This is a genomic window from Nocardia terrae (assembly GCF_009760405.1).
GTDB classification, from domain to species: Bacteria; Actinomycetota; Actinomycetes; order Mycobacteriales; family Mycobacteriaceae; genus Nocardia; species Nocardia terrae.
Genome location: NZ_WRPP01000006.1, coordinates 627,644 through 643,229 on the forward strand (window position 1 = coordinate 627,644; position 15,586 = coordinate 643,229).

A 15,586-nucleotide genomic window follows, 5' to 3' on the forward strand; every position below is an offset into this window, starting at 1 on the left:
CCGTGCGGAGCAATCGTGAGGAATGAGCACTTCCTCCGACCTGGACGTCTCGTTCGCGGGTGATGATCTCGTCCTGCGGCTGGCGTCGCTTGCCTACCTGGCACGATTCTCCATCGTCTCGCGAATCCATACGAGATCAGATCTACGCCTGTACTTTTCGTGGTGCACCGAGCGGGACTTGACGCCCCTGACGGTGACACGGACCGAGGTCGAGCACTACTCGCTGTGGATGCGAGAGACCCGCCACTTCAAACCCGCCACCATCGCTCGCCGCCTGGCAGTCGTGGCGGGGTTCTACCGCACCTGCGTGATCGACGGCTTGCTCGAGCACTCACCCGCCGAGTACGTGCGCCGGCCGCGCGTGTCGAACGAGTCTCCGACACTGGGGCTTTCACATTTACAGTTCGAGGCCCTGCTGGTCGCCTCCCGTGACTCGGACAACCCACCAGACTTCGCGCTGGTGGCCATGCTCGGACTCCTCGGCCTGCGGATCAGCGAGGCATGCCGGTGCGATGTCACCGATCTCGGCGAGGAACACGGCCACCGTGTCCTGCATGTCCTCGGCAAGGGTTCGAAGGTCGCGTTGATTCCGTTGCCGCCCGCGGTCGGGCGAGCAATCGACCGCGCCGTCGACGGCCGAATCCATGGACCGATCCTGCTGAACCGGCGAGGCAGGCGGATGGACCGCCATTGCGCGACCCGCCGCTTGCGGCGGCTGGCCGACGTCGCGGTGGTCCGGCTGCCGCGCATGCATCCACACATGCTGCGCCACACCTTCGTTACCACGATGCTCGACGCTGGAGTCGACCTGCGTGACGTCCAGATCGCTGCCCGCCACGCCGACCCCCGCACCACCATGCGTTACGACCGTGCCCGCACCAACCTCGACCGCCACCCCAACTACATCCTCGCCGCGTTCATGGCCTCGGCCACATGACATCTCAACATCCTGTATTGCCGATGACCGTGAGTTCACTGCGGTCATACTGGGACCGTGGCAACAGTCGTGGCCTTTCATGCGCACCCGGACGACGAGATCATCCTGACCGGCGGCACGCTGGCGAAACTGGCTCACGCCGGTCACCGGGCGGTGATCGTGGTCGCCTGCGACGGGCATATGGGGCCATTCGACGGCGCGGTCGCACCTCGATTGCGCGAATTGCGGGCCAGCGCTGGCGTTCTCGGTGTCGCCAGGGTCGAACACCTCGGTTATGCCGACAGCGGACACGGGCCGATCCTGTATCCGGATCCACCGGGACGAACCCGATTCGCGCGCGCCGGTATCGGGGAGGCCGCCGAAAGGCTGGCATCGATTCTGAGTGAAGAGCAGCCGGAAATCCTGCTCAGCTATGACCGCAACGGCGGATACGGTCACCGCGATCATGTGCGGGTACATGAGGTGGGTGTCAAGGCCGCGGACTTGGCCGGTGTTGGGCGAGTACTGGATGCCACGCTGCCGCGAGAGCTGCTGCGACATTTGACGATCCCCGCGCGATGGCTCGGCTATGACGCGAGCGCCGTCGGTGAGGGTTATACCGCTCGCAGCGACATAACTCACCGCATCGATGTCGGGGCCTTCGCGGAGCTCCGCCTGCGCGCGCTGGCCGAGCACCGGACAGTGCTCGACGGCCCCGGCCGCTTCGCCACGATCGCACGTGCGCTGCGCCGCATCCCGAAACCCCTGCAAACACGGCTGTTTCGATGGGAATGGTTCGGCGAGGAGGGACACCGTCGGCTGGTATCCGGGCCTTTCGACGACATATTCATCCGGCCGACCACAAACCAGTAATGCCGGCGCGCCGACGCCAATCTCTTGGTGTCCACTACGCACTGCCGAATATCCGCTACTGCCGCGTGCCGAGCGGTTGGAGGCGGCCAAACGGTCGGCCCTGAAGATCGCTGGGGCCGACCGGTTTTGATCTCAAGCCCCCTGCCCGCGCGGCGTCGACCCGAACGCACTGTCCGAGTTGAGGGCGATTGATTGGTTCGACTGCCGGTGCCGCATGTGGATGATCGCGTGTGCGGCACCGGCGTTGAGGGGCGGTGGTGTTGTGGTTAGAACATCGCGCCGTTGGCGCGGACGGTTTGTCCGGAGACCCAGCCTGCTTCGTCGCTGACCAGCCAGCCGACGACCGGGGCGATGTCGGAGGGCAGGCCGAGGCGGCCGCGGGGGCTGTGCTGGCTGGCGGCGGCGATGGATTCGGGGGTTTCGGCGTTGCGGTAGAAGTCGTCGTCGACCGGGCCGGGGGCCACGGCGTTGACGGTGATGCCGCGGTTTCCGAGCTCCTTCGCGGCGGCGATCACCATGCGCTCGACCGCGGCCTTGGATCCGGAGTACAAGCCATAGGGGCCGGTCATGACCGACACCAATGTCGTGGACAACACCACGTAACGGCCGTTGTCGGCGAGCTGTCGCGCGGCCGCGCGCAGAGTGTTGAAGGCGCTGCGCGTATTCCGGTTGATCAAATGGTCGAAATCGTCGTCGGTGAACTCGGCCAGTGGTTTCTTGATCACCGCACCCGGTGTGTGCACGACGATGTCGAGTTTGCCGTGGCGGGCAACGACATCGGCGAACAACGCATCCACTTCGGTGGAGGAGGTAGCGTCCGAACGCAGCGCCTCGGCCGTCGTGCCGAGTTGCTCCAGCATGGCGAGGGTGTTCTTGGCGGCCTGCTCGTCGCCTTGGTAGGTGACGATCGTGACGGCCCCGCGGGCGGCGATGTTCTTGGCGAATTCCGCGCCCTGGTTGCGTGTCCCGCCGATGACCAGCGCGATCTTTCCTTCGAGGTCCCGGGTTGTCGTCATGGAATGAAATCCTCATCTCTGTTCACAGCACAGGCCGGACGGCGACTACTGCGCAACCGGCCGACGAACAGCCTGCCGAGAGCGCTGGTCGGCATCAATACCGGTTTTCTGTACGATCGCGCAGTGCAGCTTGTCGATACCGGCGAACTGGAGGCTTTTCTCGCTCTGGCCGAGGAACTGCACTTCGGTCGCACCGCGCAACACCTGGGTCTGTCCCCACAGCGGATCAGCCAACTCATCCAGGCCCTGGAACGTCGTCTGGGGGGCCGCCTGTTCGACCGCACCAGCCGCCGTGTCACCCTCAGCGACCTGGGCCGGCAACTGCACGCCGAGGTATCCAGCCATTACGACGGAGTACGCGCCGCACTGCTGCACGCCCGCGAGACTGCTCGCGCCTCGGCGGACGTATTGCGGATCGGCGCGATGAGTGCGGTCTGGATGCGGCTGTTCCTACAGGCGGTCGATCGGCTCGAACACCGGAATCCCGCTGCCCACATAGATATTCGTGAAGTGGCGCCGCCCGATGCCTGCGCACTGCTGCTGCGCCGCGAGGTCGACGTGATCAACATAAGCTTCCCGGTGACCGAACCCGGAATCGCCACGACCCGCCCGCTCCTGCGTGAAGGCCGCGTCCTGGCCGTCGCCGCCACCAATGCGTTATCGGCGCGGACCGAGATCGGATTGAAGGATCTGGCGAGTGTGCGGATGTTGTCGGTCCCGGGCATGCCGGAAGCCTGGATCCGCGATCGGACCCAGACCAGTAGCCCACACTCGCCGGGACCCGCCGCCCGCTCGGTTCATGAAGCGTTGGCTCTCATCTCCGCCGATACGGGCGCGTTCGTCTTTGGGGCCCAAATGCTCGACCACTACCGCAGTCCCGATATCACCTACCTACCCATCACAGACGCGCCGCCGCTGGAATGGGGCTTGGCCTGGCGCGAGAACGACCCGCCACCGCTGCTACAGCCACTGTTGAAGACCGTCACAAGCCTCGCGCCCATCCTGAGCCAACGTCGTTGAAGTATCCGGATGCCGCATATCGCGCTGAGCGAACCGGCCACACGATCGGCCTCGAAGATCTCTGGAGCCGACCATCTTTGATCTTCCGGCCGATGCGCCGGCCTGGCCCGCCGGTGCGCGCTCATGCCGAGTTTGGGATGAGCCGATCGATCTTCGGACGAAGGGGCTCAGCGGTTCCGGGGGGTCAGACTTGGAAGAAGTCCGTAGGCAGCTGATCGCCCGGTTTCAAGCCCAGTTGCTGCATTTTCCACCTCAGCTTGGCCGCCAGCCCTACATGCACCTGCGCTGATATGGGGTGGTTGCTCAGTTGACCGTTGCCACCGAGGAAGGCGTACCGCTCGGGCGGTACACAAGTGCCCGGCGAAAGCGCTGGGACATCATGGTCGGCTCGCCACCGGTCGAACTCGGTAACACCGACGGCTTTTGCTATCTGCCCGGTAGGGATCGCGGTCATCAGTTTTCCGAACGTGGTCAGTGCTTCGCATCGCATGGAGGAGGCGTCGAACATCTCGACGACAGCGTCGGCGGCGTTGCTGGATTTACGGTCGGGCAGCAGGTATTGCACTCCTCGCCAGTCACCTGCGAAGCAGTAGATCTCGGGTCGGCCCAGGATGCCCGCGATCAGCGAGGACATGCTGTCCTCGAGGGGCTTGTCGTAGACCTGAAAGGCCCCGCTGTGAACCGATACGAAGGCGTCTCGGGGCTGGTCCTCGGTCATGGTTCCTCCGCCTGCTCCAGCGGTCCGTGTCCCGATCACCGTAGAGGATTTGCACACTGCCTCTTGGGAGGCAACGCCCGTGCCGACGGCAAACCCATATCATGAAATGCCGTGGACCGCGCTAAAAGGACGAGCCAACGCGGCGTTTCCGGTCTGCTTCGTTCGGGTCTTAGTTGAGTTCGTCCTGAGCCGCTGCATCGATAAGCAGATAACCAACAGCTGCCAGCGCGTCTTCCAGTGATCGAAAGACCCGTTTGTGGTCCATGAACTTCTCCTCGGTTGGGGCGTCGACAGACGCGCCCCACTCGGTGTCCTTGCCTTGGATCACGCCGAAGTGATCGTTCAGCCGTATCGCGACATCGACCGCTCCTGAGGGGTACAACTCAACGTTCACCCTGGTCGCGTAGGCGGTGTGCCGCCGAACCAGTGATTCGAGTTCGTCTACTTCGTAGGCCACCGGAGAATCTTCCCAGCCGCGGCAGTGCACGCAATGCACTCACATGCCGCGTGGTGCGCTGACCGAATCCGCCAGCATGGACCACCATGGCTGCGGGACGCGCTCAGGACGAGGTTTCCGGGCCACCGCGGACGCCCCTGATCAGGTACGAGAAGATGGAGTGTGCCCTCATCAATCTCCGCTGACCTCGATAAGCGACTGACCGGCAATATCACGTCGGCAGTGCTGGGCATGATGGAAGAGTCCGAGGAGTCGGCCGAGGTGGCAATTTCGCTTCGGCATGGAATCGACGTCAAGTTGAGTACCGACCAACGGTCCGAGGTCGCACCGAGCGACGAGTTGAAATCCGCCGTGCGTGAGCTGGCCGCGGCCCACCGCCAGCGCCGGACCAGCCTGACCGGTGCGAAGTTCAGCTTCCAGAGGGGCCCTGGCTATTTGGCCTCCGACGGTTTCTACACCTACCGCTGGTACCGAATGGTGGGGCTTCTGCTGCGAAACGCTGTTCCGCTAACCCGAGCGATCGTCCGCACCCGCCTGGCACGCATCAAGTCCCGCCGGCCTCAAACGCACTGACTATGCCGCGAGGCGCGCTGATCGAACCGGCGGCCAGCGGGGCGGGGCGGAAGATCAAGTGGCGGTGTCGATCTGACGTCGTCTGAACGTCCTGCACTGCCGCGAGGCGCGCTGATCGAAGCGGACAACGCCTCGGGGCGGAAGATCAAGTGGCGGTGTCGGTCCGAGGTCCGGCGAAACGTCCGGCACGGCCGATGTCCGGGCAATTCAACCAGTGCGATCCTTTATTAATAGTGCTAGTTTCATTAGCACCATGCTGTGGCATATCGAACCAACCTCCCGGGTCTCACTGCAAGACCAGATCGCAGCCTGCGTTCGGCGTGCGGTCACCACCCGGGAGCTGATGGTCAACGAACAGCTACCCCCCGCAGCGGAATTGGCTGAGGCGCTGTCGGTCGACCGCAATACCGTCCTTGCCGCGTATCGGCGACTCCGAGAGGAAGGGGTCGTGGACTTTCGGCGCGGACGTGGCGTTCGTGTCACTGCGACCGCACCGACCTCGGCCCCAGTGGAGCAGGCGGCTCGTCAGCTGATCGAGTCTGCGCACGCCAACGGTTACAGCAAGGCCGAGATACTCGGTTTGATCGAGGAGTTGATGTGATGTCCCCCGCGACGGTCTACACCTGCCGCGTCACCAACTGGCCGATGTTCCGGTTGAACGTCATCGTTCTCGTTGCCCTGGGCAGCGTCTACTGGACAGGAACCGGGCCATGGTGGGGGTTTGCCCTCCTAACTCTCAGCCTGTTGCTCAATCTCGTTCTGGCCGTGGTCGCGATCAGCCAGCGTGTGACCGCGGGGCCCAGCGGTCTGACGGTGAGTCTTGGCCCTTTGGGCCTACCGCGCATCAAAGTTGCCAGCGCAAAGATCTCCCACGCGGAGATGATCACCTCGACAACGGCCCGGTCAGGTTTGCCCTGGACCCCGAAGCGCGGCTGGCTGCTGACCCCGAAAACTGGCCCTGCGCTGCGTGTGTGGTTGGCCAGTGGCCGTACCCTCACCATCTCGATGCCAGAACCGGCCGCCGCACTCTGGGCAATGGGTGTCGCGCCGTAGACGTGCGCTAAACGCACTCATCTGCCGCTGACCGCTCGTCGAAACGGCTGGCTCGGCACCTCGGTTGATCAACGAGCATTCGACGTCTTAGGGGCACACCCGCGGCCAGGCGGCCATGCGGTTCGAGTGGTACACCACCGGGTCTCGCTGGTGTGCCACCTTCACGGGAAGCCGACCTGCGCACACAACGAAGGTATGACCGACAACGACCTACCCAGGATCCACCGCCCCGGGCTTGCTACCGCCCCGGGCTTGCTGCAACCGCCGACATGAGCCGCTGAACGCGGAGTTCGAGATCGTGATCGCCGACGGCCTTAAGGGCGAGATGCTCACACGACGCCAAGTCGAGGTCCTGTGGGAGATCACCAGATGGCAGGTATCGCGCCAGAAATAGCCAGCCCGACTCCGCGGAGCACCTGAACCTACTAGGAAGTCGCGCCGCCGCCGACCTCCTGGCGCTTGCCGCTGCTCAGGTCGAAATCGGCTCCGACCTCCAGCTTGCCCGCAAGAAGATGCTGGTCAGTCCTGTTTCCATCCATGTCGTACCTCGCCGGGGTGCGAACCTGCGACATGTCCGACGTGGTCAGCGATCGGGACCGTGGAACGGGTGGACAGATTCGACCCCACCCAAAACTATCCCAAACTTTCAGGGTGACCGGGGGTGATCCGGAGTGACCTGGCGTGCGGCGCGATTCAGCATCGCCGCAGGTAGGGGTACCAGTCGGTGTCATGCGTGACCGTCCGTGAAGCCAAGAACATCCCGAACCCTTAACGGCAGGTTTCTGGTTCGAGTCCAGATGGGGGAGCTTCGAAAAGCCTTCGGCCGCAGAGAATTCTGCGGCCGAAGGCTTTTTGCGTTTCAAGGTCGAATCGCCCCGGATATCGATATAACTGTACTTATAAGAAGTATAGTTATATCCATGGCAGACATCCTGAAGCCGGACCGCGTATTCGACCGCGACCGCGAGTGGGACGGGCTGGTGCGGTTCGCGACGTCGCCGAGTCAGGATGTGCGGCTGGGGATAGTCAGCGGTCGGCGGCGGCAGGGAAAGACCTTCTTGTTGGATGCGCTGGCCGACGCGGTGGGAGGCTTCTTCTTCACCGCGACCGATGCGACCGAGATCGAGGCGCTCGAGGGGTTCGGTGCTGCGGTGGCAGCGTTTTCGGGTGGGGGTCGGTATGCGTTTCACGACTGGGACGAGGCCCTCGAGCGGTTGTTCGCGGTCGTGGGAGACGGACTGATCGTCATCGATGAGTTTCCGTATCTGACCAAGGCCAGTCCATCGCTACCGTCGGTGTTGCAGCGCGCGCTCGACCCCCGCGGTTATGCGAGGAGGGCCGGTTCGAAGGTGCTGCTGTGCGGTTCGGCGATGTCGGTCGTGGGGCGATTGCTGGCCGGCAGCGCGCCGTTGCGCGGGCGAGCGAGTTTGGAGTTGATCGTCAAACCTCTCGAATACCGTGAGGCGGCACGGTTCTGGGGGATCGACGATCCGCGGTTGGCGGTACTGGTTCACGCGATCGTCGGAGGGACACCGGCCTACCGACGCGAATTCGTGGCGGGCGATGCTCCGGAGTCACTGGAGGACTTCGACGCTTGGGTACTACGAACTGTGCTCAATCCACAGGTGCCGTTGTTCCGCGAGGCAAGGTATCTGCTGGCGGAAGAGAGCGAGATTCGCGACGTGGCGCTGTACCACGCGGTTCTGGGAGCGATCGCGGGCGGGCACACGACACGCGGCGGCATCGCGAACACCATCGGCCGCAGCTCAACCGATCTCGCGCACCCGCTGTCGGTGCTCGAGGATGCCCAGTTGGTCATTCGTGAGGCTGATCCTTTCAACCGAGGAAAATCGGTGTACCGGGTGGCTGAGCCGCTGATCGTGTTCTACGAGGCAATCATGCGGAGGGAGTGGACTCGGCTCGAGCGCGGCAACACCGAAGCGGCATGGCGCAACTCGCGTGCGACCTTCCTCTCACGGGTCGTCGGCCCCCACTTCGAGGGCATCTGCCGAGACTGGGCGATGTCGGTAGGCCCGGAGGTCTTCGGCGATCTTCCCAGCCAAGTGGCCTCCGCGACGATCAACGACCCTCGTGACAAGAAGCAGATCCAAATAGACGTCGCCGTTCTGGCGCCCGAGGAGACCGATCAACCGCGACGCATCCTGTCCCTGGGTGAGGCCAAGTGGGACCGCACGATGACGATCGGCCATGTCGACCGCCTGCGTCGCGCACGAGAATTGCTGTCGGCCAAGGGGTATGACACCAGCCAAACGGTCCTGACCTGTTACAGCGGGTCTGGATTCGACGAGAACCTAATGGCTGCGGGTGCGAGGCCCAGGCAGCCGGGGACCGACGCAGACAGCCCGATGCTGGTCGACCTGAACACGCTTTACTCAGAGATGTGACACGGCTCGATATCGGCCTGCGTGAACCGCATCTCCACCGCTTGGTGGTAATGGAGCGCGGAGCGTTCGAACAGCTTGGCGGTAGCCAGCGCACCGTACAGCCCCATCCCAACGATAGGGGATCGTCACCATGGGGGCGGATCTCTCCAAACCCCGCTGGCGCGAGGAAGCCAAATGCTGCTGCCGAAAGTATGAGAATCATGTTCAAATGTACGGCGCCTTGGGTTTCGCAGTGCATCTGACCTGACCCCCCTGAGTTCGGTCGCTTTGCGGCCCACGTAATGGGCAGGAAGGCTCGAAGACCATGGCGACACGTAAAGGCTCACCCCTGAGCAGGTCGTGCGCACCCTGAGCGAGGCCACCTACTACCGCTGGCGCAACCAGTTCGGCGGCCTGAAGGCCGACGACACCAAACGGCTCAAGGACCTCGAACGCGAAAACTCCACCCTGAAAAGGCTTCTCGCCGAAGCCGAGCTGGAAAAGGCGGCGCTGAAGGAGATCGCCAAGGAACTTCTAGACCCGGATAGACCCGGAACGCCGGCGGGCGGCTGTGGCGTATCTGATACGCCTGCTCGAGGTGAGCGAGCGGTTCGCCTGCCGGGTCACCGGCCAACACCGAAGCACCCAGCGCCGCCCTCCGATCGCGCGGATGCCCGCCGATCCTGATGCAGCACTGCGTGATTGACTGCGAACATGGGCGCACAACCGTCCGCGGCAGGGATTCCGGCGCGCGCACCACGAAGCCCGCGGCGAGGGCTGGGTGGTCGACTCGGCTAGGCGTCCCGGGCGGCGGGCTCCTTCAGGAATCGGATTGCTTGGCTGATCTGGTTCGAGTCAGGGGTCGCCGAGACGAAGTCCTGTCGTCGGATATGGGTGAGGAATTTCGGGTCCAACGGCGTTCCGTGTGTCTCCAGGTAGTAGTAGATCCCCGTGAACCACACCCATGCGCCGTCGGTCCGATAGATCGTCGGGACGACCCGCCCACGGCCGGGATCGAGAAGATCGACCCCTTTGCGCTGAGTCCACATCACGGGCCCACCGCCATCGATGAACCGTTTGATGAGTGCGACCTCGCCGGGATCGACATTCCCGGAGTGAAGAATTCGCTCACCCGACGGGGTGATGCCTCGAAATGGACTGGCCAACTGCATATCCGATACCTTGCCTCGTTGGTGGCGTGCGGCGTTGTCGTGACAGCTGTACCACTGCACCTCTGCGAGCGTGACGGGAGAAACGATGAATAGCACCGCAGGATCGGCGACCACCCTGTGGCGTCCTACAGGTCCGGAGGAGCTGGAGTTGGTGGCGGCGTCCGGCTGGCGCGAGTGGCCGCCGCGGCTACCCGATCAGCCGATTTTCTATCCGGTTCTCACTGAGGAATACGCGATCATGATCGCCCGCGACTGGAACGTCCCGGCCTCCGGCGCGGGTTTCGTGACCCGCTTCGATGTCGAGACCGCGTTCCTGGATCGCTATGAGGTCCATCAGGTCGGTGGCCGTGAGATCCTCGAATACTGGATCCCTGCAGAGGAACTGACAGAATTCAACGCCCACATCGTCGGAGAGATTACGGTCGTTCACCAGTTCTCTCGGGGCGAGGGCTGAGTTGATCATCAAGAAGTAGTCGCTCGGGTTCTGCGCGAGCCATGATCGCGGCTGCTGTCCCGCGTTCATTCTCAGCGGGCGCGCGATTGCTCGTGAATATCATTGCGATCAGGTCTGTGAGATCCGCCTCCATCCAGTAGGAGGCCACGGTCGGCGGTGTGTAGGAACGGATTTCGTGCTTCTGCTCGCCTTTGTGAGCTCGCGCGGGCACGGCATCGTCGACCAGTACAGCGAGGCCAGGATGAAACGTAGGGCCTCGGCCTTGATAATCCACGCACCGCCGGTGCGGCCTTCAAGGGCGACGTTCTCAGGAATCTAGGCTTCCCGCACGGGGTCCACGTCGAGTGGCCCTTTGCACACCGCGAATCGGACCATGCCCGACAGCATCGACCGCGCCTTCAACATTGACGCGCGCCCATGCTCGTCGGCCACCGAGTCCGGGAAGTCCTCTGCGGTCGCTGTTTTGAATACGTCGTGCCTGATCCGGCGGTACCCATACGCTTTGGTGAGCATCCGGTCAGCGTCACGGCACCTGGTACGCCTAACGGGCGAGGCGGGCGGCCGGTCTTAGCCATCATGAGGGTCTCGACCTTCGTCGGTCTGCATCGTCTCCATCGCCGCGTGCAAGGCCTGGATATTCCAGAGATAGCGGCGGCCTCGACGCTTTTGTTTCGGTAGGTCGAAGGGCGCGTTGCCGTCGCGATGCCATCTCCGGAGGACTTCGCGATGGGTATATACGAGCGATACCGTAACGCGTATATACGCTATGGATATCCAACTGGAGCGAAGCTGGAACGAACGGGCCTTTCCGCTTCCCTGGGCCCGGATAACTGAAGGTTCGGGCAGAACCATAAAGAATGGAAGTTAGGACGTTGTCAGCCGCGCCCGGTATGTGGTGGGGCGGATCAGTTGTGGGCGATAAATTGTGGCCAGCGATAACCTCTCTATTTAGGAGGATATGTCGCTGCGACGGATGACTCGTGGGCGGCGAATTTTTCATCCCGCTCCCGCTGATAGAAATCATGCGGGATGAGGGCGTCTTCTGCTTCGTAGAATGTGTTCATGTTGTGGTCGATGACGTACATGTCGGGCTGTCCGTTCGAGTCGAAGAATTTGCGCGTCTCCCCGGTGAGTTTGTTGGGGTAGCTGTTGAACTTCTCGAAGATTCCCGGATCGATTTTCGCATAGTCGGCGACTATGCTCGCTTCGTCGACGTTTGGATTGTAATGAGGTTCGGTGGACGGTCGTGCGGAGGTGCTGGCAGCTTGGTGGGAAGATGTCCCGTCCGAGCATGCGGTGGCAGGGAGAGCCGCTCCGAGCGCCACCGCGAGTATCGAAATCGTCTTGACAGCGATCCGTCTCATTTCGGTCCATCCTCCTGGGGAATAATGTCTGGGTTTGCGAGTCCGGCGCGCTGTTTATCGTAATAGCTGTCGAAGAATTTTTGGCCGATAATGCTGTCTTTCGCATCGTCGAAGGCTGACTGATTATGTTCGATCACGTCCATGTTCGGTCGGCCTTGGGAGTCGAAGAACTGATAGGTACGACCGTTGTATTGGTGGTTGTTGAACTGTTCGAAGGTACCGTCGTGTTTCGAGTTGTAGCCGTTGATGATATTGGCGTCTTGCCGGAAGGTGTTGTTGGCGTCGATGCGGGTGACCGATGCGAGGTCCGTGTTCCAGTGGGTTTTGGCCTGGTCGATGTTGTACATGTCCGGCGACTGGATCTGGGCCTTGATGATCGGGTCGAGGACGTTGGCCGCGCTGGACACCAGACCACCCGGGGACACAGGAAGATCACCAGAGCTGATGGCACCGCCGGTGGAGATGATTCCGGTGACGATGTCGGCGATCTCCGTTTTCTTGTTGTACGCCGCGGTGGCGGCGTCGCCAGCGTTATCGTGATCGATCTTGATCAGAGTCGAAAGTTCGTCGGTTAGACCGTTTTTCATGGCCCCGGTGAGTTGTCCCTGCTCATTGGCCGCATGGGGATAGTTTCCTGTGCCGTAGTCGTAGTCGAGTTGCCCGGCTAGGTGGGCGGCAGCGTTGTTGAATTCCTTGGCGGCATCCGGGTTGGAGTCGATGACTTTGAACAGGTTGGACAGGTCGCCGGGGGTGTGGTTGAGCTGGTTGCCGTGTGCATCCGGGCTGGCGTCGGTGCTGCCCGCGGTGTCGAGGTTGCCGCAGTAATGGTTGATCTTCAGGTCGGGGTCGCTGACTCCGACGAGGTTGGGGATGTAGGGCTCGAGGGATTTGGCCACGACCTGACTCAGGCCCGGGTTGAGTTCGCCGAAGGAGGCGTGGTTGGCGGCGCCAGGCACGTCGTGCGACAGTGTGGCTTCGTTGTGGGCGATAATCGTGGCCAGCGATTGGGCCGATTCTCCTGCTCGCTGCTGTTGGAATTGGTTGGCTGCGCCGGCGTCGTCGCCGATGTACTTGAACATGTTTTCCGCGCCGTGCTGGTCCGGTGACCATTGGTGTTGCAGGATATCCACGATGTGATCGTTGGCGTTGTAATGGCCGCCGGGGGTACAGGTTAGGTCCATCCGGGTTGCGGCCGCGCGAGCGTCGGGGTTGGAGCTGTTTGCGTCGGCGATGAGTGCATCACGAACGGCGGTGTGGTCACCGGAGGCGTTTTGCAGGAAGGTATCGGCGAGTTTGGGGGTGAGTTGGCTCATCCCCTTGTCGCTGGGGTGCAATGCCGCTATTTCGGCACCTTGCTTGATCATGGCGCGGTTGATGTCGCTGCCCTGAATGGTGTTGTCGCCCTTACTCATCAGATCACCGAGCGCCGCCATGGACGACTGCGCTTTGTTTGCGTCGTAGCTGGACATGTCGACACTGCTGTATTGGTTCGCGACGGTCGTGGTCTTGGCGAGCACGGACGGGTCCTCGGTGAGGGCCTTCTGAACATCCTTGGGCAGCTGTGAAATTCCGCCGGTGTTCTTGCCGTCGGGACTGTGCACCTGAGGGTTGGATACGATGCGGAAATCGTTGGCGATGGCCGCTTGCGCCTGATCGTGCCCGTTTCCGTTGAGCTTGCTGCCCAGCTGGTCGATGTCCTCATTGGACATGTCGTTCATGCCCTGGGTGAATGCTTGGACATACGGGTATTGGGCGAGACTGATGGAGTCGCCGCTATTCAGGTCCTGCTTGTCTTGATCGGACAGTGTGGTGGCCATACGGAGTCGCGCCAGCGCAGCGTCCGCGTCGGGTGAGCCGTCCTTGATAGCCTCGAGGTCCTTGCGGGCCTGATCGGCGGTGAGTTGGTCGAGCTGGTCGGTGGTCGGCTGCTGGATCTGGGTGGTGGTCAGGTTGGCGAACGCGTTGTTGACCGCGGTCATCGCGTTGTCGTCGGCGGTACCGCAATCCACCAGCGCGGCCTGAATGTCCTTCTGGTAGTCCTGCGCCCGTGATTCCATTGCTGCCTGTGGGCCTTGCGCTTTGTCCCCGCCCATGAGTTGGAGCATCATGAGCATGTAGGAGCCGATTTTCACCTCGCCGGTGTCACTGACGGTGAAGCCTTTGCCTTCGGCGTCAGTGATCTTGTTGAGCAGCGTGGTTTTGGCGGCCTGGATCGTGGTGGCTCCGTTGCGCGCGGCGGTGGCGCCGTTTTCCAGTGCATCGTGCACTGTCTTTGCGTTACCGTGGATTTCGTCGTGCCGGTCGCGCATCGAGTTCCCGGCGTCACCGATCCAGTAGTGGTGAGAGCCGTCGACCGAGCGTGCCGCGGCGTCCAGGGTGTCGCCGAGTTTCTGTGCTTTCTGGTCCCATTCGGTGGCTTGGGTATTCAGCACGTCCGGGTCCCACGCTTTTACCTGCGGGATGGTCGGTGTACCCATCAGATCGAGTCGCCCAGATTGGTGAACTTGTCGGCCGACACGCCCTCTGTCTGGTCATAGGTGTTGGCGCCATTATGGGCATGAGCGTGCAACGCGTCGTAGTGACCGGAAACGGCGGTCAGAATCTCGCCGACGGCGGACGCTCCAGCCGAGCAGGCGCCACCGACGGCGGTGTCGGTCAGGCCCGCGATGATCTGGTCGGCCGAATCGTGGTCGGTCATACCCCCGAGCGTGGTCGATGCATCCTTGAACCCGGACGCCAACGAACGCACGCGCTCCGGATCAACATCTAGTCGCCCACCCATATCTGAGCCCCCTTGGTTACTGCCGCTGAACGATCGGTTCCAGCGATGATACAAACTTAGTTGCGCGTACTTTGTAACGCCATTCAACGGTGCTGCGCCCTCGCGACGAGGTCGCAGCCGGGACCAGCGAGTAGGGGACTCTCACCATATGGCTGATTACATTCCTGCGCGTCAACGCTCGGCACTGGAGGCGGTCGCCGACGACACCGAGGCCCTGCAAGAAGCGCTTCGGACACGTACCGTCACCGCTACCTCGTCAGATGGCGTGATCACCGTGGCAGTGAGCGCAGACGGCACCGTGCACGATTGGCGCGTCGCTGGCGCCGACACTCGCACCAACGAACTCGTAGCCGGCATCCTCGAGCTGATCAGACAGGCCCACACCACGGCCCTGCAGGCCATCAGAACCGAACTCGACGCCATCGCCGATCGGGAGGAGGTACGAGCCGCTGTCGATGCGACCCGCGACGCTCTCAGCCGAACCGTCACACCATCACCGTCCGCGCGAAGTGATGAGACCTGGGACTATGACTACGAACTCCGCGGCAAGTCCCGTATCGCGGCCGACTGATAACGGAACCGGGGATAGGCGCTACGGCGGCCGCATCTCGGAGCTCCCTGACAAACTCGAACGGACTACGTAGTCTGTCCGCAGAGTGCGACGACATGGCGCACCTTGGGTCTGTCCAGATAACGGTGTAACTCGGGTTGATTGAGTCATTTCCGTGCGGCGGTGAGTCGGCCGTCGAAGGTGATGTCGAAGGCGTTCAACGCCGATTTCCAGCGGGTGATCCACCGTTTCTG

The 15,586-nt window shown here is 62.6% G+C and carries 16 protein-coding genes and 1 pseudogene; 10 read left to right on the forward strand and 7 right to left on the reverse strand.

Going from position 1 to position 15,586, the window contains the following annotated elements; translation table 11 throughout:
* Positions 1-22: 22 nt before the first annotated feature.
* Together GPX89_RS30785 and GPX89_RS30790 are read left to right on the forward strand one after the other, a co-directional pair.
* Entirely contained in the window at positions 23-937 is a 915-nt protein-coding gene (locus GPX89_RS30785) for a tyrosine-type recombinase/integrase (protein WP_198347666.1), read from the forward strand.
* A gap of 57 nt (positions 938-994) precedes the next feature.
* The gene (locus tag GPX89_RS30790; protein ID WP_328602474.1) at positions 995-1,789 is read left to right on the forward strand and encodes a PIG-L deacetylase family protein; all 795 of its coding nucleotides are present in this window, start codon (positions 995-997) and stop codon (positions 1,787-1,789) included.
* A 266-nt stretch (positions 1,790-2,055) separates the two neighbouring features.
* Here the strand turns inward: GPX89_RS30790 and GPX89_RS30795 are convergent, their stop codons facing one another.
* Complete coding sequence (locus GPX89_RS30795) at positions 2,056-2,805, reverse strand: SDR family oxidoreductase (RefSeq protein WP_157391154.1); 750 nt, start codon at positions 2,803-2,805, stop codon at positions 2,056-2,058.
* A 123-nt stretch (positions 2,806-2,928) separates the two neighbouring features.
* On the opposite strand from GPX89_RS30795, the gene GPX89_RS30800 reads away from it, so the two are divergent.
* Entirely contained in the window at positions 2,929-3,825 is an 897-nt protein-coding gene (locus GPX89_RS30800; protein ID WP_198347667.1) for a LysR family transcriptional regulator, read from the forward strand.
* A gap of 184 nt (positions 3,826-4,009) precedes the next feature.
* Here the strand turns inward: GPX89_RS30800 and GPX89_RS30805 are convergent, their stop codons facing one another.
* Together GPX89_RS30805 and GPX89_RS30810 are read right to left on the reverse strand one after the other, a co-directional pair.
* Positions 4,010-4,543 carry a hypothetical protein gene (locus GPX89_RS30805; protein ID WP_157391156.1) on the reverse strand — a complete coding sequence of 178 codons (534 nt, stop codon included), beginning with the start codon at positions 4,541-4,543 and terminating at the stop codon, positions 4,010-4,012.
* A 169-nt stretch (positions 4,544-4,712) separates the two neighbouring features.
* Positions 4,713-5,000, reverse strand: coding sequence for a hypothetical protein (locus GPX89_RS30810; protein WP_157391157.1), 288 nt, complete (start codon positions 4,998-5,000; stop codon positions 4,713-4,715).
* Positions 5,001-5,162: 162 nt separating this feature from the next.
* Here GPX89_RS30810 and GPX89_RS30815 point away from each other — a divergent pair, with 162 nt between their 5' ends.
* From GPX89_RS30815 to GPX89_RS30835, 5 genes and pseudogenes are all read left to right on the forward strand, one after another.
* Complete coding sequence (locus GPX89_RS30815; RefSeq protein ID WP_157391158.1) at positions 5,163-5,573, forward strand: hypothetical protein; 411 nt, start codon at positions 5,163-5,165, stop codon at positions 5,571-5,573.
* A gap of 253 nt (positions 5,574-5,826) precedes the next feature.
* Entirely contained in the window at positions 5,827-6,174 is a 348-nt protein-coding gene (locus tag GPX89_RS30820) for a GntR family transcriptional regulator (RefSeq protein WP_157391159.1), read from the forward strand.
* Complete coding sequence (locus tag GPX89_RS30825) at positions 6,174-6,626, forward strand: hypothetical protein (protein ID WP_157391160.1); 453 nt, start codon at positions 6,174-6,176, stop codon at positions 6,624-6,626. Before GPX89_RS30820 ends, GPX89_RS30825 begins: the two co-directional genes overlap by 1 nt.
* Before the next feature lie 920 nt (positions 6,627-7,546).
* Positions 7,547-9,031 carry an AAA family ATPase gene (locus GPX89_RS30830; RefSeq protein ID WP_157391161.1) on the forward strand — a complete coding sequence of 495 codons (1,485 nt, stop codon included), beginning with the start codon at positions 7,547-7,549 and terminating at the stop codon, positions 9,029-9,031.
* Positions 9,032-9,370: 339 nt separating this feature from the next.
* A pseudogene (locus GPX89_RS30835) lies at positions 9,371-9,800 on the forward strand (transposase); the annotation flags it as partial.
* Positions 9,801-9,804: 4 nt separating this feature from the next.
* Here the strand turns inward: GPX89_RS30835 and GPX89_RS30840 are convergent.
* The gene (locus tag GPX89_RS30840; RefSeq protein ID WP_198347676.1) at positions 9,805-10,296 is read right to left on the reverse strand and encodes a hypothetical protein; all 492 of its coding nucleotides are present in this window, start codon (positions 10,294-10,296) and stop codon (positions 9,805-9,807) included.
* 37 nt (positions 10,297-10,333) lie between these two features.
* Between GPX89_RS30840 and GPX89_RS30845 the strand changes: the two genes are divergently transcribed.
* Positions 10,334-10,636: an ADP-ribosylation/crystallin J1 gene (locus tag GPX89_RS30845; RefSeq protein WP_328602484.1), complete on the forward strand. Its 303-nt coding sequence runs from the start codon at positions 10,334-10,336 to the stop codon at positions 10,634-10,636.
* A 944-nt stretch (positions 10,637-11,580) separates the two neighbouring features.
* Here the strand turns inward: GPX89_RS30845 and GPX89_RS30850 are convergent.
* The 3 genes from GPX89_RS30850 to GPX89_RS30860 are packed head-to-tail and all read right to left on the reverse strand — an operon-like array spanning position 11,581 to position 14,698.
* Positions 11,581-12,000, reverse strand: a complete 420-nt coding sequence (locus GPX89_RS30850) for a hypothetical protein (RefSeq protein WP_157391163.1) — start codon at positions 11,998-12,000, stop codon at positions 11,581-11,583.
* Positions 11,997-14,477 carry a WXG100 family type VII secretion target gene (locus GPX89_RS43995; protein WP_198347668.1) on the reverse strand — a complete coding sequence of 827 codons (2,481 nt, stop codon included), beginning with the start codon at positions 14,475-14,477 and terminating at the stop codon, positions 11,997-11,999. The genes GPX89_RS30850 and GPX89_RS43995 overlap by 4 nt, the downstream gene beginning before the upstream one ends.
* The gene (locus GPX89_RS30860) at positions 14,477-14,698 is read right to left on the reverse strand and encodes a hypothetical protein (protein ID WP_407939503.1); all 222 of its coding nucleotides are present in this window, start codon (positions 14,696-14,698) and stop codon (positions 14,477-14,479) included. Before GPX89_RS30860 ends, GPX89_RS43995 begins: the two co-directional genes overlap by 1 nt.
* A 232-nt stretch (positions 14,699-14,930) precedes the next feature.
* On the opposite strand from GPX89_RS30860, the gene GPX89_RS30865 reads away from it, so the two are divergent.
* Positions 14,931-15,353: a YbaB/EbfC family nucleoid-associated protein gene (locus GPX89_RS30865; protein WP_157391165.1), complete on the forward strand. Its 423-nt coding sequence runs from the start codon at positions 14,931-14,933 to the stop codon at positions 15,351-15,353.
* Positions 15,354-15,586: the final 233 nt, after the last annotated feature.